General features: G+C 65.2%; 19 protein-coding genes. 7 read left to right on the forward strand and 12 right to left on the reverse strand.

All coding sequences use genetic code 11. The annotated features are described in order from the left end of the window. Positions 1 to 825 (forward strand): phytanoyl-CoA dioxygenase family protein, encoded by an 825-nt coding sequence (locus HMP06_RS15370; protein WP_176497865.1) that lies wholly within the window; start codon positions 1 to 3, stop codon positions 823 to 825. Here HMP06_RS15370 and HMP06_RS15375 read toward each other — a convergent pair. Together HMP06_RS15375 and HMP06_RS15380 are read right to left on the reverse strand one after the other, a co-directional pair. Then, complete coding sequence (locus HMP06_RS15375; RefSeq protein ID WP_176497866.1) at positions 822 to 1832, reverse strand: serine hydrolase domain-containing protein; 1011 nt, start codon at positions 1830 to 1832, stop codon at positions 822 to 824. The genes HMP06_RS15370 and HMP06_RS15375 overlap by 4 nt on opposite strands. Beyond that, positions 1829 to 3460, reverse strand: a complete 1632-nt coding sequence (locus tag HMP06_RS15380; protein WP_232089723.1) for a permease — start codon at positions 3458 to 3460, stop codon at positions 1829 to 1831. Before HMP06_RS15380 ends, HMP06_RS15375 begins: the two co-directional genes overlap by 4 nt. 139 nt (positions 3461 to 3599) lie before the next feature. Between HMP06_RS15380 and HMP06_RS15385 the strand changes: the two genes are divergently transcribed. After that, positions 3600 to 6659, forward strand: a complete 3060-nt coding sequence (locus HMP06_RS15385) for a TonB-dependent receptor domain-containing protein (protein WP_176497867.1) — start codon at positions 3600 to 3602, stop codon at positions 6657 to 6659. 214 nt (positions 6660 to 6873) lie between these two features. After that, complete coding sequence (locus HMP06_RS15390; protein WP_176497868.1) at positions 6874 to 7338, forward strand: hemerythrin domain-containing protein; 465 nt, start codon at positions 6874 to 6876, stop codon at positions 7336 to 7338. Here HMP06_RS15390 and HMP06_RS15395 read toward each other — a convergent pair. Then, positions 7325 to 8062: a Crp/Fnr family transcriptional regulator gene (locus tag HMP06_RS15395; protein WP_232089724.1), complete on the reverse strand. Its 738-nt coding sequence runs from the start codon at positions 8060 to 8062 to the stop codon at positions 7325 to 7327. The genes HMP06_RS15390 and HMP06_RS15395 overlap by 14 nt on opposite strands. 176 nt (positions 8063 to 8238) lie before the next feature. Between HMP06_RS15395 and HMP06_RS15400 the strand changes: the two genes are divergently transcribed. Then, positions 8239 to 8922 carry an OmpW/AlkL family protein gene (locus tag HMP06_RS15400; protein WP_443026488.1) on the forward strand — a complete coding sequence of 228 codons (684 nt, stop codon included), beginning with the start codon at positions 8239 to 8241 and terminating at the stop codon, positions 8920 to 8922. An 85-nt stretch (positions 8923 to 9007) separates the two neighbouring features. Here HMP06_RS15400 and HMP06_RS15405 read toward each other — a convergent pair whose 3' ends face one another. From HMP06_RS15405 to HMP06_RS15440, 8 genes are all read right to left on the reverse strand, one after another. Next, on the reverse strand, positions 9008 to 10078 hold the full coding sequence (locus HMP06_RS15405) for an AI-2E family transporter (RefSeq protein ID WP_176497869.1): 1071 nt from the start codon (positions 10076 to 10078) through the stop codon (positions 9008 to 9010). After that, entirely contained in the window at positions 10075 to 12630 is a 2556-nt protein-coding gene (locus HMP06_RS15410) for a cation-translocating P-type ATPase (protein ID WP_197940700.1), read from the reverse strand. Before HMP06_RS15410 ends, HMP06_RS15405 begins: the two co-directional genes overlap by 4 nt. Beyond that, entirely contained in the window at positions 12627 to 13454 is an 828-nt protein-coding gene (locus HMP06_RS15415; RefSeq protein ID WP_176497870.1) for a universal stress protein, read from the reverse strand. The genes HMP06_RS15410 and HMP06_RS15415 overlap by 4 nt, the downstream gene beginning before the upstream one ends. 228 nt (positions 13455 to 13682) lie before the next feature. Further along, positions 13683 to 14126, reverse strand: a complete 444-nt coding sequence (locus HMP06_RS15420) for a hypothetical protein (protein ID WP_232089726.1) — start codon at positions 14124 to 14126, stop codon at positions 13683 to 13685. 214 nt (positions 14127 to 14340) lie between these two features. Continuing rightward, positions 14341 to 16167: a DUF885 domain-containing protein gene (locus tag HMP06_RS15425; protein WP_176497871.1), complete on the reverse strand. Its 1827-nt coding sequence runs from the start codon at positions 16165 to 16167 to the stop codon at positions 14341 to 14343. Positions 16168 to 16238: 71 nt separating this feature from the next. After that, complete coding sequence (locus HMP06_RS15430; protein WP_176497872.1) at positions 16239 to 16706, reverse strand: RidA family protein; 468 nt, start codon at positions 16704 to 16706, stop codon at positions 16239 to 16241. Next, positions 16703 to 17347, reverse strand: coding sequence for an HAD family hydrolase (locus tag HMP06_RS15435; RefSeq protein ID WP_176497873.1), 645 nt, complete (start codon positions 17345 to 17347; stop codon positions 16703 to 16705). Before HMP06_RS15435 ends, HMP06_RS15430 begins: the two co-directional genes overlap by 4 nt. Next, positions 17344 to 17625, reverse strand: coding sequence for a DUF3572 domain-containing protein (locus tag HMP06_RS15440; protein WP_176497874.1), 282 nt, complete (start codon positions 17623 to 17625; stop codon positions 17344 to 17346). The genes HMP06_RS15435 and HMP06_RS15440 overlap by 4 nt, the downstream gene beginning before the upstream one ends. A gap of 48 nt (positions 17626 to 17673) precedes the next feature. Between HMP06_RS15440 and HMP06_RS15445 the strand changes: the two genes are divergently transcribed. Further along, positions 17674 to 18036, forward strand: coding sequence for a response regulator (locus HMP06_RS15445; RefSeq protein WP_176498591.1), 363 nt, complete (start codon positions 17674 to 17676; stop codon positions 18034 to 18036). 104 nt (positions 18037 to 18140) lie between these two features. On the opposite strand, the gene rpmG is transcribed toward HMP06_RS15445, so the two are convergent. After that, complete coding sequence (gene rpmG, locus HMP06_RS15450; RefSeq protein WP_010162189.1) at positions 18141 to 18308, reverse strand: 50S ribosomal protein L33; 168 nt, start codon at positions 18306 to 18308, stop codon at positions 18141 to 18143. Between the two features lie 173 nt (positions 18309 to 18481). On the opposite strand from rpmG, the gene HMP06_RS15455 reads away from it, so the two are divergent. Both HMP06_RS15455 and HMP06_RS15460 read left to right on the forward strand, forming a co-directional pair. Continuing rightward, positions 18482 to 18805: a hypothetical protein gene (locus tag HMP06_RS15455; protein WP_176497875.1), complete on the forward strand. Its 324-nt coding sequence runs from the start codon at positions 18482 to 18484 to the stop codon at positions 18803 to 18805. 22 nt (positions 18806 to 18827) lie between these two features. Then, on the forward strand, positions 18828 to 19382 hold the full coding sequence (locus HMP06_RS15460) for a TMEM165/GDT1 family protein (protein ID WP_232089728.1): 555 nt from the start codon (positions 18828 to 18830) through the stop codon (positions 19380 to 19382). The last annotated feature ends 61 nt before the right edge of the window (positions 19383 to 19443 follow it).

A 19443-nucleotide genomic window follows, 5' to 3' on the forward strand; every position in this document is an offset into this window, starting at 1 on the left:
TTGACCAATCCTGTCGCCGAATATCGCGAACGCGGCTACGCCATCATCCGCGGGGTCTTCTCTGCCGAGGAGGTGGCGGCGATCGGTGCCGCAACCGATGCAGTCTATGCAACGGGCGTCGCCTATGGCCGCAGCTTTCGCCACGGCAATCTGTTCTACGCGGTGACGCAGCGCGCCGACGGCGCGCCGCATGTTCCGATGGCGCAATGGCCGTCGTACCAAAACGCCGTGCTCGATGCGGTCCGGCTCGACCGCCGTTGGCTCGCACTGCTCGAACCGCTGATCGGGCGCGATCTCAAACAGATCATCAACCAGCTGCACTGGAAACTGCCCGATCGCAGCGGCGATTTCGCGTGGCATCAGGATGCCAAATCGCGCCGTCCGGCCGAGGCGTACCGCAACCTCGCTTCCTCCTATGTCCAGACCGCACTCGCGATCGATCCGCACAATCCGGGCAGCGGGGGGATGCGCTTTATTCCGGGCAGCCATGAAGCGGGGATGTTGCAACTCGATACCGCCGCCTCGCTCGGCCGCTCGCCCGAGGACACGGCACTGGAGCGCGTCGGGCTGTCGCCGCGGGATGCGGTCGATTTGATCCTCGATCCCGGCGATATCGCGCTGTGGAGCCCGTATCTGGTCCACGCCTCGGGCACCAACAGCGCCGATCACCAGCGGCGGCTCTACATCAACGGCTATGTCCGCGCCGAGGATTGCGACCGGGGCGAATGGGCGTTTCGGGGTGGCGCGCCTGTCCCACTGGGGCCGGAACCCGTCCTGGTCCATTACGAACAGTTGCGCGAGCGGCCCGAGCCGCATTTCGTCTAGGCGTCGCGTAGCGCTGCGATCACCGCATCGCCGGTCTCCGGCCGGAGCACGAAAATGCCGCTGTCGAAATGCCGTGTCGGGTGGACGCGGTTGGTCAGCAGCGTCCAGGCGACGCCGCGCTCGAAATCGACCCACAGGCCGGTGCCGGTAAAGCCGGTATGGCCGATCGTCTCGGGCGAACAGGCCGCCCCGCCCGACCATCCGGGAAAGCGCCGTTCCCACCCGCAGGTGCGGTGTTCGTAGAACGGCGTGCGGATCGCTTCGAGCATCGCGGGCGAGGCGCCGCTGCCGTCCAGCAACCCCGCGGCGAAATCGAGCACGCCCGCGACGGTGCCGAACAGCCCGGCATGCCCAGCAGCAGCACCCAGCGCGGCGGCATTCTCGTCATGCACTTCGCCCTTCAGCACGCGCCCGCGCCACTGGCAGTGTTCGGTCGCCACTGCCGGGCCGGGCGGCGGACCGTAGGACAGGCCCGGCGCGAGCGGCCAGTCCGAGAGCGCCGCACCGGTCACGCGTTCGATCACGATACCGAGCAGAACGAAATTGATGTCGGAATAGACCGGCGGGCCGTGCCGCCATGCGCGTTGCAGCACAAAGGCGCGCAGCCGCTGCGGATCATCGCCGTACGTATAGATCGGCTCTACCGCAGGCAGGAACGTGCGGTGTGCCAGGCAGTCGCGGATCGTCAGCCGCCGCTCGGGTGCGTTTGCCACATCATATTGGCGCAAGTCGGGGATCGCCTGCGTCAACGGCGCGTCGAGATCGATCCGCCCCTGATCGGCCAAATGCAGGATCATCGTCGTCGTCGCGATCACCTTGGAAACCGAGGCGAGATCGAACCAGTGATCTTCGGTCAGCAACTCGGGGTCGGCCACCAGCGCCGCCTGTCCCGCCACCCGCACCGCTCGCCTGCCATCGGCGGCAACCACGCCGAGCGTCGCACCGGGGATGCGGCCTGCCGCGATCGCCGCAGCAGCGGGGGCGAAGGCGCGGTCGAGGTCGATCATGCGTCTGCGTCGCGTGGCGTGGCGCGGGCGATGAATGGCAGGAACAGCACCGCGGCAAGGCTCAGCGTCCCCGACAACCAGAAGAAGCCGTCGAACCCGATCTGCTTGACCATGCTCCCCCCGGCCCCCGCGAGCAGGCGCGGCAGCAGGAAGGCGAAGCCCGACAGAAAGGCATATTGTGCGCCGGGATATTTCGGGTTCACCAGCATCGACAGATAGACGACGAAGATCGCGCCCTCCATGCCGTGCGCGAACTGGTCGAGCGCGGTCGAAATATAGATCACGTGCGGGCTCGGCGGCGCGAACCATAGCCACACAAAGATCCAATTGCCGAACGCCGATCCGATCGCGCCAAGCGCCAGCGCCCGTACCAGCTTCATCCGCACCGCCAGCACCGCGCCCAGGGCGACCCCTGCCATGCTGCTCGGAAGTGCCACAAAACCATCGGCGATGCCCATCGTGGTCAGGTCGTAATGTTTGGCGATCTGTAGCGGCTTGGACAAAGCCAGCGTCAGCACGTCGCCCATGCGGTAGAAGGTGACGAACGCGAGCAGTGGCAGCACCCGGTAGCGATAGCGCCAGAAGATATCGACATACGGCCCCAGCATCGTCGAGCGCCGCGCCCAGGCGTTGGCGGGCAGATTGACGATCCGCGGTAGCATGACGCCCATGATAACGAACGGGAGCAGGCACAGCAGCAGCACCGTTGTCGTCGCGTCGGTCTTGGCGCTGATCCCGATGGCGGCGGCGGCGCGCAATAGCCCCGCGCCGAGCGTGGCGGCGATCAGCAGCGAGGCGCCCAGGATCACCGCGCTCGCGCCAACCCCTGTCGCCAGTGCAGCGCTGCGTTCGCCACGATGCGGCGCTGGGTCGTCGGGTGCCGGCACATAGTCGCTGCGGAGCCGCTGTGGTCGCATCATCGCCAGAATTGGCAGCGGCGCGAAGGCTCCGGCGGCGATCACCAGATAGGCCAGGGTCCAGTTCGCCTGATCAGCGACGATCAGCGCGCCGCTGCCCGCGGCGACCATCGCGCTGCGATAGCCCCACAGATTTGCCGCCGCGAGCGGACCTTGCGTTTCGGGCGTGGGCGCAAGCTCGATCCGCCACGCATCGGCGGAAACTTCGAGTGTGGTGGTCCAAAAGGCCAGTAACACCGCAAACAGCGCCGTCAGCGGCAGGCTGGTGTCGGCCGAGGTGAACGCCATCGCCACCATCGCGGCGAAGATGCCAAGTTGCGACAGCATGATCCAGCCGAGCCGCTTGCCGAAAAACCGCCCGAAGCCCGGAATCGAAAAGCGATCGAGCAACGGCGCCCAGACGAATTTGAAGGTCGGCAGCAACTGCACCCAGCCGAAAAAGCCGATCAGGACGAGATCGACGTCATGCTTGGCGAGCCGCGCCGACAGGATCGTCGAGAACATGTAATAGGGTAGCCCGGCCGAGAAACCGAGCAGCAGATACAAAGCGAACCGGCTGCGCGCATGGTCCGCAACGTCGGACTTCGCGGTGCCTGTGGTCGCTGAAGCCGATGAAGCGGCCAACATTGATCTTTCCCCCGGCGTCGCAGATCCGCTGCTGCCATGGTTGTCCGCCCCGGCCAGCACGTCAATCGTGCCGCTGTTGCCCATCCGCCACGCTTTCGCGCGATTTCACAGCGAGCGATGCCGTCGGGCTATGGCGCAGGCAACAGAAACTATGGCGCGATGCAACATTCCTGTTACTTAATGTTGCGGGGCCGCGGCGGGGTGCGGCGAGGGGTGTTCGAACATGCTTAACTCTACATCGGTCAAGTCTGTCCTCATTTGTGGGACGGCGTTTACCGCGTTGATGTGCCTCATGCCGACTGTGGCGGCGGCGCAAACTGCAGCCAACAAACCCCTTTCCAAAGCCGAAAAGGCGCCGGCCGACGATTCAGGTGACATTCTCGTCACGGGCTCGCGGATCAAGCAGGACCCAAACAACAGCGCCTTGCCGCTGCAGATCATCACCACCAAGGATTTCAGCCGCGAAGGCATCAACAGCCCCGAACAGCTGATTTCCTTCCTCGCCGCCAACGGCAATGGCGCGGACAATCTGGCGTCCAACTCGGACGTCGTCAGCGGTGCGGCGCGCGGCACCAACGGCTTGTCGGCGGCAAACTTGCGCGGGCAGGGCAGCGCATCGACGCTGGTCCTGCTCAACGGGCGGCGCGTCGCGGCGCACGGCCTGCAGGGGTCGGCGGTCGATGTGAACCAGATTCCGTTCGCGGCGATCGAACGCGTCGAAGTGCTCAAGGATGGCGCATCGGCAATCTATGGCACCGACGCGGTCGGCGGCGTCATCAACTTCATCACCAAGACCGATTTCACCGGCGTCGATGTGACGGGCTTTACCGACACGACCGAGCAGGGCGACAGCCAGATCTACCGCCTTTCAGGGACGGTCGGCTTCGGCAAGCTCGACGAGCAGGGCTTCAACATCATGGGCTCGGTCAGCAAGAGCTGGAACGGCGCGCTGTTCGGTCAGGACCGTGATTTCGTCAACGGCAACCAGCCCAATCGCGGCCTGTCGATCGACACGCGCGGCACGCCGCTCGCGACGGCTTTCGCGATCAACCCGACTGCCGCAAACGTCGGCATTACGCAGGGCGGCACGCTGCTCGGCAGCGCGACGCAATGCAGCACCACAGTGGCAGGCGTCTGTACGGTTCCTAACCCGGCCTACCTCGGCAACGGTCCCGGCTTCTTCATTCCCGGTACCACCGTTCCGGCGGTTGGCGGCGTCAACCCGCTGCGTCTGCCCGGCGGCGCTGGTTGCGACTCGGTCGATGGCGGGCTGAACTATGATTCGGTGCTGTACAACACGCCCAATGCGGCGCTGGCCTGCGCGTGGGACACGGGCCGCGCGGCAACGTTGCAGCAGCCGATCCAGACGCTGACCTATTACAGCCGCGCCACCGCGAAGTTCGGCGGGCATGAAATCTTTGCCGAAGTCACCGGATCGGATGCCAAGTCGAGCAAGATCTTTTCGAACAATCAATATACCGCGAACAACACCAACTTGCCGATCGCCTATCCGCTCAATGCGTTGACCGCATCGACGTACAATGCGGTTTTTAACAGCATCGTCGGCACGCTGCCTGCGGTCGCGGGCAATTACGGCAAGCCGATCGCGTTCCGCTTCCGCTGCGTCGCCTGCGGCCCGCGCGAATATGAGACCGACACGAAGACCTTCCGCGCCGCGATCGGCATCGACGGGCCGCTGTTCCCCGGCTGGGATTATCGCGCCGGTGGTTCCTATGCGAGCAGCAGCGCGAGCTCGGTGCTGGGTTCGGGCTATCACTATCGCGGCGTGTTCGCGAGCGCGGCCGCCGCGGCGGCATCTGGCGTTCCGGGTGCCGTCGTCGGCGGTATCGATCCCCGCGCCCCGACCGCGCCCGGTGCCACTGCGCCCGGCATCGTCGGTCTGTTCAACAGCGGTATTCTGAACCCGTTCTCGCTTGCTCAGTCGCCCGCGGCCCTCGCTGGGCTCGAGGCAATTTCGGCCAAGGGCGTTCGGCTGTACGGCGGTAAATATGAAGTCCGCCAGTTCGACGCGTCGATCTCCGGCAGCCTGTTCCGTCTGCCCGGTGGCATGGCGAAAGTCGCGGTCGGGGTCGATTACCGGCACGAGAGCTATAAGTTCGACGGTTCGACCGCTGGCGCATTGTCGTCGCCTGACATCTTCAACGTCGCCTTCGACAACATCAATGCGCTGACCAAGGTTACGCGCGACGTGAAGGCCGCCTATGGCGAGGTTTCGCTGCCGATCTTCAGCATGCTGGAGTTGAGCGCGGCGGCGCGTGTCGACGATTACACGGGCTTCGGATCGACCTTCAATCCCAAGTTCACCGCTAAATTCCGTCCGATCTCGTGGATGATGTTCCGCGGTTCGTACAACACCGGCTTCCGCGTGCCGACTTTCAACCAGATCTTCAACGGCGTGACGCAATCGCCCAATCCGGGCAACACGCTGACCGACCCGACGACGTGTCCGCCCGGATCGGTGGTCGGCTCCTCGGTCGGCTGCGCCGCGATTACGCCGGATTCGCTGAGCGGCGGCAATTTGACGCTCCGCCCCGAAACGTCGAAGCAGTTCAGCCTCGGTGGTGTGTTCCAGCCGTCGCGGCACTTCAGTGCTTCGGTCGATTATTGGAACATTGCGGTCGAAAATGTCATCGGCTCGATCACGATTCCGCAGTTGCTCGCCAACATCAACGCCTTCCCGGACCGCATCACGCGCACCGCCGGCATCATCACGCAGGTCGATCTGCGCACCGGCAATTTCGGGTCGCGCCGTACGCAAGGCATCGATTTCACCGCGCGCGGGGATGTCGATGCGCTGGGCGGCACCTTCGCCGCCGGGTTCGACGGCACGCTGCTGCTCGTGAAGCGCGAGAAGCTGTTGCCCAACCTCGCGTACAGCAACATTCTCGGCGTCTTCACGCAGGCGGGTGATCTCGGCCTGAAGTTCAAATACAATGCGTTCGTCACCTATCAGCGCGACGGGTTCGGGCTGACCTTCTCGCAAATCTATCGTAGCGGCTATACCAACTTCGCGCTGCCGCTCAGCGCGACGCGGCCCGATTACAATCCGCGCGTGAAGCCGTACATCCTCTACAACATGTCGGTGTCGAAGCGGTTTACCGATGGTTTGACCGTCACTGCCGGCGTCCGCAACATCTTCAACACCGATCCGCCGTTCGCCATCACCTATGATTCGAACACGGGTTCGGGCAGTTCGTGGGAACCGCGCGTTGCCGATCCGCGCGGGCGGTCCTTCACCGTCCAAGCCCAAGTGAAGTTCTAGTCCACCTTCCGGGCGCTGCGAAAGGTTTCGTGGCGCCCGGGGCGGGATAGGCCTCAGGTCGAAGAGCTCGATGTCGATCGTGCCAACGAGGGAGGGCACCTCTCCCGTGCCTATGCCCTCGCCATTCGGCCAGCAACGGTTTGACCGCCGTCAAAACCTGCTCCGCGCGGCCCGCTATTTTACGGGCTCGTATAAGGTGAGGAGGTCTTCTGCCATGAGCCGCGTTTCGCCTGCCGTGACTTTCCCGTTCCCGTTGACGATCGAGGCGCTGCACGAGGATCACGTCATTCAGCGCTGGCTGTGCGACGATCTGGAGCGCGTCGCGGATCTTTTGCCGACGCTGCCGACCTTGCCCGAATTGCGCCGGATCAGCGACCGCATCCTCCGCATTACCAGCTCGCATTTCGCGCGCGCCGAGCGGGTGCTTGGCGCAATGCCGGCGGGGCAGCGCCCGACACCCGCCATGCTCGATGCGCTGCATCAGATGCACGTCCAAGATGAGATGCATGGGCAGGATCTCGTCGTCACGCTGTGGCAGCATGTCGGTACCGTGGCGGGTGCCAATGTCGGCCAGCTATCGTACATGCTGCGCTGCTTCTTCGACGGGTGCCGTCGCGCGATTCGCCTCAAGGAGAGCTATCTCGCCGAATCACGCCCTGAGCGTGTCAGGCCGGATTAGCGATCCGATCGAGTCCGGCCGGATCGAGCACGACGCAATCGCGCTCTCCTTTGGCGAAGGTGATGAGGTCCGCTGCCTTCAGCCGAGTCAGTTGACGGCTGACGGTTTCGATCGTCAAGCCCAGCAGGTCGGCCATTTCGCCACGGCTCATCGGGATCGAAACATCGATACCACCGCCGAGGCGCGGGGTTCCCGAGCGTTCCGCCAACTGGCCGATGAACCCGGCGACGCGTTCCTGCGCATTGCGCCGCCCCAGCGACAGCATGCGCTCGCGTGCTTCGTCGAGCGACGCCATCGTCCGTTCGAGCAACATCCGTTCCATCCGTGCGTGCGACCCGAGCTCGCGCTCGAACGCCGCACGCGGGAAGCTGCACATCTTGGTTTCGGTCAGCGCAGTGATCGTCAGCGACGCTTCGTCGGTGAACATCTGTCCGACGAAATCGCCGGGAAACAGCAGTCCGACGATCTGTTCGCGCCCATCGGGCGTCGAGGCGGTCACTTTCAGCGCACCGCTGACGACATTGGCGAAGGTCGTGACGACATCCCCAGCCCAGGTGATGACTTGCCCCGGCGGCACCGTCCGGCGGCGGCCAATCGCGCTCAGCGCGGTCAGCTCGTGATCATCGAGGCTCGAACAGAGCGACGTGTCACGCACCAGGCATTCATGGCAGACCGAATCGGCGTGGGATATGGTCGCGCTATCGATGCGTATTTGCGTAGTCACAGGTGCGATCCCTTCGTCCGCAAGGACTGTAGCGCACTTACGGCGGCGAACCAGCATAGGAACTAGGCCAAGCCGCACGACAGGTTTGATTCCCATCAAGCGCGTGTTTGCGTCTGCACAAGGGCCGCGTGGTGCGATCGCCTAAGCTACGGCCCTCACAACAGAGGGATTTAACCGTGAAGATCGCCATCGCACTTGCCGCCGGCTTGTTTGTCGCCACCCCCGTTTGCGCGCAGACCAGCGATACGGCCGCCCGCACCGGGATACAGGCAGGCGACGTCCTGCTGCGCGTCCGCGCGATCATGGTGGCGCCGAACGAACGCTCGGGCGGGATCGGGCCGACCTTCCCGACCGAAAAGGTCAGCGTGAACAATTCCGTCATGCCCGAAATCGACCTTACCTATATGGCCACCGACCATATCGGGTTCGAGCTGATTGCCGCGACGACCAAGCACAGCGCATCGGGAACTAGCGGCACGACCGGCGGCATAGGCAAGCTCGCCTCGACTTGGGTGCTGCCGCCGACGCTGACCGCGCAATACCATTTCAACCCACGCGGCACGGTGCGGCCTTATGTCGGCGCAGGGGTGAACTACACGATCTTCTGGAACGAGAAGGCTTCGAGCGGGCTGGTCGCTGCGGTCGGGCCGACGCGGGTCAAGATGTCGGACAGTTTCGGCTGGGCCGCGCAGGTCGGGATCGACGTCGATATTTCGAAGCGGATGTTCGTCAATTTGGACGCCAAATACATCAAGATCCGCACGACCGCGCGGCTTGATACGACCGCAGTCGGCACGCAGAATGTGCGCATCCATCTCGATCCGCTGGTCGTCGGCGTCGGGCTCGGCATCCGCCTCTGACCTGATACGGACGCTATGCCGATCGCGATCCGCTGGTCCGCGAGGATCAGCGGTATCGCGCGGTGCGGTCGCCTCCGTCGCAGGATTACGCCGCGGCGTCGGTGGGATCGCTCACGATTTGCCACACCGCGATGAACAGGGCGGCGATCGCCGGGCCGATCACGAAGCCGTTGAAGCCCAACAGCTCGAACCCGCCAAGCGTCGAGATGAGCACGACATAATCGGGCATGCGCGCGTCGCGCCCGACCAGGATCGGCCGGACGACGTTATCGACGCTGCTGATGATGAAGAAGCCGCACAGCAACAGCACCACGCCTTGCCAGATCGCGCCGGTGGCGAGCAGATAGATCGTCACGGGGACCCAGATCAGACCCGTACCGATCGCCGGAAACAGCGAAAAGACGCCCATCGCGACGCCCCATAACAATGCGCCGGGCAGCCCGAGCAGCCAGAAGACGATGCCCCCGGTCGCGCCTTGCAGGATCGCCACGATCAGGCTCCCCTTGATCGTCGCGCGGATCACCGCCACGAGCTTGGCGATCAGCACGGCGCGCTGCGCCGCCGTTAGCGGCAGCGCCGCTTCGATCCGTGCCACCAACGCATGCCCATCGCGCAGCAGGAAGAAGGTCAGATACAGCATCACGCCCAGCGCCAGAAAGAAACCGAACGCGCCCTGGCCGATGTTTAGCACTTGCGCGGCGACGCCCTGGAAGCTGCTGGCGACGCCTGCGCCGATCTTCGCGCGAAGCCCGTCGAGATCGCCCAGCCCGATATCGAACAGCCAGCGCCGCAGCCATTCGGGCATATGCGTCTGCGCCTCGACGAAGATACGGCCCGGATCGATCTCGCGGCTGCGCAGGCGATCGTAGAAGGTCGTCGCTTCGCGAACGAGCGCCGCGCCGAGCAGCATCGCCGGTACGACCACCACGCCGGTGATGACCAACAAGGTCGTGAGCGCCGTCAGATTACGCCGCCCCGGCATCGCGCGCAGCAAGCGCAGATTGAGCGGGTCGAACAGGACGGCGGCGATCACCGCCCACAGAATCGCCCCTGAGAACGGCGCGATCAGCCAAAGAAACGCAAGCGTCGCCAACACGACCAAGGTCAGCAGGAACACGCGTGCCACGGTAATGCCGGGCGCTGTTCCGTCGTTCATCCTGCGGCCACCCGACCGCGTTCCAGTGTCGGTGCAGCCCGCACCAACCCACGCCGCGCAAAGGGTTTGCAAAGCTCAAGCATCAGCAAGAGCGCTAGCCCCAGGCCAACCGCCAGCGCCAGATCGATCCACGCGATCGCGCCGAACTTCAACAAGGTCTGGGCGGCGGGCAGAAACAGGATCAGCGCCGTCACCCCGACGATGGCCGCCCCGACGTAGCGCAAAGCCGCATTGTGGCGGCGCAGAGCCTCACCCAGCGACGCGCTAAACGAGCGGTTGACGAGGATCAGCGCGACGATCTCCGCGATCAGCGCGAAGAACACCAGCGCGCGGACTTCGGCCTCGGGCATCCCCGCGCTGCTTTCGACCAGAAACACCGTCGCCAGCATCGCAAAGGCAAGCCCGCCCTGGAACACGCTCCACGCGACCATCGGCAGCGAGAAGAGGGCTTCGGCGGGATCGCGGGGCGGGCGGCGCATGATGTCATCTTCTTCGCGCTCGGCCTCGAACACAAGCGCGCAGACCGGGTCGATCACCATTTCGAGCAATGCGATGTGTATCGGCCCGAACAGGATCGGCATGCCGAAGAATAGCGGCAACAGCGCGAGCCCCGCGATCGGCACATGCACCGCGAAGATGAACGCCATCGCCTTACGGATATTGTCGTAGATCCGCCGCCCGAGCCGGACCGATTGCACGATCGACCCGAAATCGTCATCGAGCAGCACCATTGCAGATGCTTCGCGCGCGACATCGGTGCCGCGATTCCCCATCGCAATGCCGATATGCGCTGCCTTGAGCGAAGGCGCGTCATTGACCCCGTCGCCGGTCATCGCGACGATTTCGCCGCCTGCCTTGAACGCCTGGACGATCCGCAATTTCTGTTCGGGCATGATCCGCGCGAAGACGGTGACGCTCTTCAGCCGCTCGGCCAGCGCCGCATCGTCAAGCGCGGCGAGATCGCTGCCGGTGATCACGTCGCCCTCGGCGATTCCCGCCTGCGTCGCGATCGAGCGCGCGGTCGCGGCATAATCGCCCGTGATCATCACCACGCGGATTCCGGCGCTGCGGCATTGGGCGACGGCACCCGGCACGCTGGCGCGCAGCGGATCGGCGAGGCCGACCAGCCCGGCGAGCGTATAGGTATATCCCGCCTGGGTTTCTGCCCAGTCGCGGTCGGGCGCGGTGGCGGTGGCGACGGCCAGCACCCGGATTCCGCGCGTCGCCATCGCTTCGACCGCTTCGGTCAGCGCGCTGCGGTGATCGGGCGCCAGCTTGCACAGTCCCGCAATCGCCTCGGGCGCGCCCTTCGCCGCAATCGCCAAGGCGGCGCCATCGTCCCATACGTTCGACATCGCGAGAAGCTCGGGGCGCAGCGCATAAGCGTGCGCCAATGTTCCGCTGGATGTGGCCGCGCCACTGGCGGCGTGGAGCGCGATTTCCATCGGGTCGGTCGGCTCTACCGAACTGGCCAGTGCTGCCGTTTCAATCAATCCGGCGAAGGCCGCGGTGGGTCGGTTGTTGCTGCCGACAGACAGTGCCTCTCCCGACGGCAACCACAGCTCGGCGACCGACATGCGGTTCTCGGTCAGCGTGCCGGTCTTGTCGGTGCACAAGATGGTCGCCGATCCGAGCGTCTCGATCGCTGACGCGCGCCGCGTCAGCACACCGACCTTGCCAATCCGCCACGCGCCCATCGCGAGGAATACGGTCAGCACGACCGGAAATTCCTCGGGCAACATCGACATGCCGATCGCGATCCCGGCCAGTACCGCCTCGATCCAGCCGCCGCGCAGCAGCCCGTACAGCACGACGACCAGCACCGCGACCGCCCCGCCGCCAACCGCGCACCAGGTGACGATCCGTGTCGTCTCCCGCCGCAGCCGCGGTGCCTCCGTCTCAAGCGTGCCGAGCGATTCGCCGATCTTGCCGATCTCGCTGCGTGGGCCGGTCGCCAGCACGCGGGCAATCCCGCTGCCGCGTGCGACGAGCGAGCCGGAATAGATGAAGGGCTGCCCCTCGCCCCCGGGGCGGTGGGGCTCGTCGGTCGCCCCTGCAACCGCAGCGATCTTGCCGACCGGCAGCGATTCCCCCGTCAACAGCGACTCGTCGGTCTGCAGATCTGACGCGGCGATCAGCACCGCATCGGCGGCGATCCGGTCGCCTTGTTCAAGCACGATCACGTCGTCGCGCACCACGTCGCGCCCGGCAATGCGGACGCGCGCGCCATCTCGAATGACCAACGCGCGCGGCGCGGACAAATCGCGCAGCGCCTCCAGCACGTGTTCGGTACGCGTTTCCTGTACCACCGTGACGACGACCGAGAAGGTCGCGAACGCCAGCAGAATCAGCGCTTCGACGCGGTCGCCGAGCAGGAGATAGGCAATTCCGCCTGCCAGCAGCAACGCCAGCATCGGTTCGCGCAGGACTTCGACCGCGATGCGCAGGAGCGACCGGCGTCCGGCGCGCGGGAGCTCGTTGGGTCCATCCTGCGCGAGCCGCGCGCGCGCTGCACTGGCGCTGAGGCCCTCCAGCGTTGCAGCCGCAGTCACCGCGACAGCAAGACCGCGAGCCGAGGGTCTTCAATCAGCGCGCGCGTTACGCCGCCGAACACGACTTCGCGCAGACGCGAATGGCCGAACGCGCCGGCCGCCAGCAATTCGACGCCATTGCGCTGTGCGAACCCCTGCAACGCTTCCGCATCGCTTTGCCCATTGGCGGGAACCGCATGCGCCGCGGCATCGAAGCCGTGCGCGATGAGATGGCGGACGACTTCGGTCATACTCTCGAGGATCGCAGGCGTGTCGGCGTCGCCGCGTCCGACGCCGACGACCGATACCTTGGCATGCGGGGTGATCACCGCGACCAGATCGTGGAGCGCGCGGCGGGCTTCGCTCGTGTCTTTCCAGCCGATCATCGCATGGTGGACCGGCGCCAGGCTGGTCGCGCTACTCAAAAGGAGCAGCGGGGTTCCGCTGCCCATTACGACCGTTTCGGCAATGCGGGTGCGGAGCCACGCGACCTCCCACAAATCGGCGGCGCCGATCAGGATCAAATCGGCGATCGGCCCGGCCTTCCCGGTGCGGTCGGCCAGCATGAAGAGATCATCGTGCAGCCCGACGACGCGGACATTGGCGCCCGAAGTCGCGACCATCGCCGAAACGGCTTCCACCCGGACAGCTTGGTCGCGCGCGAGCACGGCTTCGGGGATATACATTGCCGTCATCGGCGCCAGCGCCGGGATGAGGATTGGTCCGGCGCTCAGAATTTCGATCGTCAGCGTGCCCGCCAGACGCTGCGCCAGCGCGCACGCGGCGTGGATGATCGGATCGGCGCGCACCGAATCGTCGATGACGAGCAGTATGTCCTTGATCATGGCTTCGGTCCTTCTGGCCTCGGTCGGGTGACCGACAGGATTGCGCCCGGTTCACGATCGCGACGGGGCGCAGGGACGTCGCGATCGTCCCTGCCCGGCGGCATTGGACTTGAAAATGGTATAGTACGTGATTCCGTAGTCGTTTGTCATGGATCAAACGTTGCCTGACATGACCGGAAACAGGCATACTCCGCCGCGCGTTGGGTCAATGCAGATGCTGGTCGACGCTCACGACTCGGTTTTTACCGCAAGTCGCTTCGCCCAGTCGATTCGGGTCAGCGCGACGAGCGCTCCGATCATAAGGACCTGAAGCGCGATACTGAGCGGGCTTGTGAAAGAGTCGCGGAACGCGGCACCGATCGACGTTTTCTGTAGGCCCTTCGCGGTGTACGCATAGATCGAATAGGAAACGATCCTGCCGCCAAAGAAGGCGAGCGTGAACCCGGCCAGCCGTACACGTGCCAGCCCCGCCGCCTCGAACAACTGCGCCGACGGCAGTGGCGACAGCGCGAACAGACCAAGGGCCAGCAGGCCGCCGCGCTTGTTCCGTTCAAGCGCGGCGCGCGCGGCGGCAAGGTTGCGGCGCGTCCGTTCGGACACCCGCTTGGCCAACAGTCGGAAGGCCAGCGCCAGCGCGTAGCGGCCAGATGCTGCCGCGAGCGCGCCGGTCACGATGATCGCTGGAACAGGCATTTGGGTGCTGAGGCCGAATAACACGATGATCGACCATGTCGGCGGGCCGAACGCCGGCAGCAGGTTAATCGCCAAAACGATTGCGAACAGGACAAGATAGGTCGTCAGCGGATCGTCGCCTTTAGCTCACGCATAGCCAGCGATTTTACCCCGCCCTGCCATTACCCCGTCCTACCATTACCCCGCCCTGCCACTATCCCGCCCCGCCACTATCCCGCAGCGCGGCGATGCGCTGGTCGATGCGGCGTTCCAAAATCGTGAGCGGCATCGCCCCTTCCTTCAGGATATCGTGGAACAGCTTGATGTCGAACTTGGCTCCGAGTGCGGTTTGCGCCTTAGTGCGCGCGCGCGTCCAGGCCATGTGACCGACCTTATAGCTGCATGCCTGACCGGCCTGCGTGCAATAGCGTTCGATCTCGCGCTGCGTGCGCGGGCGGGCGAAGCCAGTGGTGGCCACCATATAGTCGGTCGCCTTTTCGCGGCTCCAGCGCTTGGCGTGGATGCCGGTGTCGACCACCAGCCGCGTCGCGCGGAACAGGAACGACTGGAGGTAGCCGGCGCGCTCCAGCGGCGTCGCATAGGCGCCGAGCTCCTCGGCGAGCTGTTCGGCATACAGCGCCCAGCCTTCCGAATAGGCCGAGAAGAAACCGATCTTGCGCAGCGTCGGGATGTCCTTCGATTCCTGCGCAAGGCTGATCTGCAGATGATGGCCCGGCACGCCTTCATGATAGGTGAGCGCGGGCAGCGTATATTTCGGCCAGTCGCCGACATCCTTCAGATTGACGAAATAGATGGCGGGGCGCGACCCGTCGAGCGAGGCGCGGTTGTAATAGCCGTTCGACGCGCCATCCTGAATCTCGACCGGCACGGCGCGGATTTCGAGCGGTTGCGTGGGCACCGTGGAGAAGGCCTGCGGGAGCTTCGCATACATCGCCTTGACCCCGGCATTGAGGCCCGCGATCAGCTCGGCACGGCCCTCGGCAGTGTTGGCATAGACTTGGTCGGGTTCGACGTTGAGCTTCGCCAGCCGCGCGCCGACGGTGCCTTCGGTATAGCCTTGCGCCCGCAGGATCGTGTCGAGCTGCGCGGTGATCTCGGCGACCTGCGCGAGGCCGATCTGGTGAACTTCGTCGGGGGTCATCGTCGTAGTCGTCGCCTGGGCGAGCGCCATCGCATAGATCGCATCGCCATTTGGCACACGCCAGATGCCGTCGCCCGGCTTGGTGGTGGGCTTTAGCCGCTCGATCAGCGCGATCTGGCGGTCGAGCGCGGGATAGATCTTGTCGCTGACGATCTTCGCCGCACGCATCTGCCAGTCGCCCGCGATGCCCTTTGCCGCAGCGCGCTTGACCAAGGATTGCACGATGCTCGCGGTTTCGGGCGGCTGTTCGCGCAATTTGCGCATCTGGCCGAGCGTCAGGTCGAGCGACCAGGCGGGCGCCAGATAGCCGCGCTTCGCTTCCTCGGCTTGCAGCGCGCTTTCCTGATCGAGCACGGTGGCAAACTGTTCGAGCCGCGAAAGGTACGCCTCGGCATCGGCCTGCGTCGCGATCGTATGCGCGGTGTTGAGGAAATCGGGGGTCGAGAAATAGGCGCCGCCCTGCTGAAAGATGCGATACGGGCGGATCGGGTTGTCGATCCCGAAGCGATCGGCCGAGGCGATCTGCGTGCCGAGCGAATAACGCACGACCTCGAGATTGAGCTGGGCTGAGGGCGAGAGGCCAGCCGCCGGGAACTTCGCCAGCCGCGCCAGCGCCGCCTTGGTTTGCGCGACATCGGCCTGACGCTTCGCGACGGTGCGCGGCGACAACATGCCCTTGGCGGCAGCAAGCGGTCCCTTGTCGAGTCCGAGCGAGGTCGCCAGCTCGGGCGAGCGCGTCAGCGAATCCTGAAAAATCCGCTCGAATTCGGCATTGAGCGCAGCGTCGCCGCTCCCCGCCGCCGCAAACGCGCGGGCGGGGATGAACGACGCGGCCAGCGCAGCAGCGCCCCCCGATGCAAGCAACTGACGACGATCCATGCAGCAACCCCTTGATAGACAGGGGTTGGTTCTAGCCGGGGTTTACGCTGGGGCGCCAGTGGGGATGCGGATCAGGCCGTCGTAATTTGCACGATCGCGTCGACCTCGACCGCCGCGCCGCGCGGGAGCGACGCGACGCCGACCGCGGCGCGGGCGTGCTTGCCCGCCTCGCCGAACAAGGCGACCATCAAGTCCGATGCGCCGTTGGCGACCTCAGGCTGGTCGGTGAAATCGGCGGTCGAATTGACGAACACGCCGAGCTTCACGATCCGCTCGACCCGGTGCAGCCCGCCGAGTGCGGCCTTGATCTGCGCGACCAGCATCAGCGCGCACGCCTGAGCGGCGGCGGTGCCTTCGGCCAGATCGACTGATTCGCCCAGCCGGCCGGTGATCACCGCGCCATCGCGGAACGGCAATTGCCCGGAGATGTGCAGCATGCCGTGCGCATCGACGGTCGGCACGTAGGAGGCGACCGGCGCGGCGGCGGCGGGGAGGGTGAGGCCGAGTTCGGCAAGCTTGCGGTCGACACGTTCGGTCATGCGGAAATCCTTTCGGGGGCGGTGGCCGGTACGCCGGCGGTAAAGCGGTCGGTGATCCAGGTTTGCGCGGCTTGCCAGTCATCGATCCGCGCGTGCGCGTCGGCGGCGGGCGCGACGTGCGGGGCAAGGCTCGGCTCGGACACCATGTGCAGGCGGAACACGCCCGGCGCGTGCTTGGCGACGGAGGTGTGATGCACCGCGAGATCATCGACGAACACAGTGACGGGATTGCCGAATTCGGCGACCAGCCGCGACACCGGATCGCCCTTGCCGCCGGTGTTGGTCTCGACCCGGTAATCCATGTCGTGGCCAAGCAATTGCGCGATGCGTGGCTCGCGATTGTGGTCGGCGAGGTTGGTCAGGATCACGACATCGGCAATCTTCGACAAAGCGGCGAGCGCTTCGCGGGCGTGCGGCACCAGCGTCTGACGGCCCATCTCAACGGGGAAGAAGCCGTGGAGGAGTTCCCACATCTCCTCTTGCGTCGGCGACGCGCCACCATTGCGGCGGCGCATGCTCGAGGCGAAATCCCCCCCCTCGATCGCAAAGTCGATATCGTGATGCTCGCGCAGCCACACGCCGAAATGCCGCACCATGTGGAGCAGCACCTCGTCGCAATCGCAGATCAGCAGGCCCTTCATTCATAATACTCCGGATCGAGCGCGGCGCGTGCCGCGACGATCGCATTCGGGGATTCGCCGATGTCCTCGGCGCAGGCGAGCAGGTCGGGTTCGTAATTTTCGAGGAAGCCGAGCACCGCCGACAGCACGGCCGGTTCGCCGGCGCGGGCGCGCAGGTCGTCGGGGTCGAGTCCGGTCGTGTCGAGCAACCGCTGCGCGCGGTCCTGCTCGGCCAGCGTCCACACCAGCGCGCGCAGTGCAATCTGATGCGGGTCGGGGTTTGTCTCTGGCGCGCGCATTGCGTAGGAAGCCCCATGGACGAAGGAATGGCGGAAGATCGGCTCGAGGTGGCAAAAAGGGTGCTCGTTGTCGAGGACAACGAACTTAACCTGAAACTTTTCTGCGATCTGCTGCGCGCGCACGAGTATCTGACCGAGGGCGTGCGCGACGGACGCGAAGCGGTGGCGGCGGCGCGCGCGTTCCTGCCTGATCTGATCGTGATGGATATCCAATTACCGCACGTCAGCGGATACGATCTGATCGTGCAGTTGAAGGCCGATGACGCTTTGCGCAGCATCCCGATCATGGCGGTGACGGCCTATGCCGGGCGCGAGGATGAGGAGCGCATTCGCGCGGCGGGGGCGGATGCTTACGTGTCGAAGCCCATTTCGCTGATGCGCTTTGTGGACGCCGTTCAGGCGTTGCTTTGACCCCTTAGCCACCCCCTGAAGGGGAAGGAGCTTTAAGCGAACGCGAAAAAGGCCGCCGAGCGATGCTCGCGGCCCTTATCGTCACCCGGCTTACGCCGAACGGCTTACTTAATCTTCGCTTCCTTGAACTCGACATGCTTGCGCACGACGGGGTCGTACTTGCTGAAGCTCAGCTTTTCCGTCTTGGTGCGCGGATTCTTCTTGGTGGTGTAGAAGAAGCCGGTGTCCGCCGTGCTGACGAGCTTGATCTTGACCGTGGTCGGCTTTGCCATGACCTAAATTCCTGTGATCTGAAAATGCAAAAGCGGCGAACCGGTCGCCGCTCTCAAGCGCTGCCCGATGGCGGATGCGGCTCGCTATGTCAAGTCGGGCTGACCGATTCGCGTCGGGTTAAGCGGGCCTTTACCCCTTCTGGCGCATACAGAGTGTGAGAGGGCCATTCGCCATGAGCGTTGCATCTGCCACATTGCATCCGGTCCAGACCGAACTCGCCGCACGAGTCGCGGTGATCGGGAGCCGCGCCCCGACCACGTCCACCGCCAACCTCGCCACTGAAATCGATGCGATCCGCGCGGCGGCGCTCGCGCATGGGCTGTATCCCGCCGTTGCCGTGACGCAGGCGATCGAAGCGGCCTTGGCACGGGGCGAACGCGGGCCGCTGGTGATCGGCTGGCTAAACATCCTGCGTGATGCGGTGTCGTGCGACCGGCATGACGGCCCGGCCTGCGCGACCTATCTGGCGGCGTGCTCGGTGCGCCTGAGCGGCTGACCCACGTCTTATGGATGCGCTGATGGCCGCGCTCGTCGCGGCGCTCCTGACCCAGGCCAGCGACCGTACGCCATGGGCTGTCGCGCTGCTCGGCGATCGCTTTGCCAGCAACAAAGGCACGGTGATCGCCGCGACCGCGCTGGCGATCGCGCTCGGCAATGCGATTGGCGTAGCGGGAGGCATGCTGATCGCACCGGCGCTCTCTCCCAATGCGCGGGATCTGTTGTTGGCGCTGGCGTTGGTTTCGGGCGGCGTGACCGCCTTCTGGCCGATCAAGCGCGCCAAGCCGAACGGCGCGCGGGGGGGCACGTTTCTCATAACGCTGATGACGGTGGGCCTGCTCGGTTTCGGCGATCGACTACAGTTCATCACCGCCGCGTTAGCGACCCGCAGCGCGACGCCCGCCCTTGCTGCGGTCGGCGCGACGATCGGCGCGCTCGCGGTCATTGTGCCCGCGATTCTACTGGGTGATGGAAAGTTGCGGCGCTTGCCGACCGACGCGCTCCGCCTGATCGCGGCCGCGCTGCTTACAGTCGCGGGTGTGGTGCAGGGGCTGGGGGCATTGCGGCTGATTTAGCCGTTCGATCGCAGCCATCGAAATTTGTCTCGGTGCGCTCGGACCCATTCAGCCGTCGGAT

The sequence above is a fragment of the Sphingomonas sp. HMP6 genome, assembly GCF_013374095.1.
Classification (GTDB): Bacteria; Pseudomonadota; Alphaproteobacteria; order Sphingomonadales; family Sphingomonadaceae; genus Sphingomonas.

What these genes read in the sequence shown, in the direction of transcription:
- HMP06_RS15375 (WP_176497866.1), bottom strand. Translation starts at nt 1,832, where the DNA reads ATGATCGACCTCGACCGCGCCTTCGCCCCCGCTGCTGCGGCGATCGCG.
- HMP06_RS15380 (WP_232089723.1), bottom strand. Translation starts at nt 3,460, where the DNA reads ATGGGCAACAGCGGCACGATTGACGTGCTGGCCGGGGCGGACAACCAT.
- HMP06_RS15385 (WP_176497867.1), top strand. Translation starts at nt 3,600, where the DNA reads ATGCTTAACTCTACATCGGTCAAGTCTGTCCTCATTTGTGGGACGGCG.
- HMP06_RS15390 (WP_176497868.1), top strand. Translation starts at nt 6,874, where the DNA reads ATGAGCCGCGTTTCGCCTGCCGTGACTTTCCCGTTCCCGTTGACGATC.
- HMP06_RS15405 (WP_176497869.1), bottom strand. Translation starts at nt 10,078, where the DNA reads ATGAACGACGGAACAGCGCCCGGCATTACCGTGGCACGCGTGTTCCTG.
- HMP06_RS15415 (WP_176497870.1), bottom strand. Translation starts at nt 13,454, where the DNA reads ATGATCAAGGACATACTGCTCGTCATCGACGATTCGGTGCGCGCCGAT.
- HMP06_RS15425 (WP_176497871.1), bottom strand. Translation starts at nt 16,167, where the DNA reads ATGGATCGTCGTCAGTTGCTTGCATCGGGGGGCGCTGCTGCGCTGGCC.
- HMP06_RS15430 (WP_176497872.1), bottom strand. Translation starts at nt 16,706, where the DNA reads ATGACCGAACGTGTCGACCGCAAGCTTGCCGAACTCGGCCTCACCCTC.
- HMP06_RS15435 (WP_176497873.1), bottom strand. Translation starts at nt 17,347, where the DNA reads ATGAAGGGCCTGCTGATCTGCGATTGCGACGAGGTGCTGCTCCACATG.
- HMP06_RS15440 (WP_176497874.1), bottom strand. Translation starts at nt 17,625, where the DNA reads ATGCGCGCGCCAGAGACAAACCCCGACCCGCATCAGATTGCACTGCGC.
- rpmG (WP_010162189.1), bottom strand. Translation starts at nt 18,308, where the DNA reads ATGGCAAAGCCGACCACGGTCAAGATCAAGCTCGTCAGCACGGCGGAC.
- HMP06_RS15455 (WP_176497875.1), top strand. Translation starts at nt 18,482, where the DNA reads ATGAGCGTTGCATCTGCCACATTGCATCCGGTCCAGACCGAACTCGCC.
- HMP06_RS15460 (WP_232089728.1), top strand. Translation starts at nt 18,828, where the DNA reads ATGGCCGCGCTCGTCGCGGCGCTCCTGACCCAGGCCAGCGACCGTACG.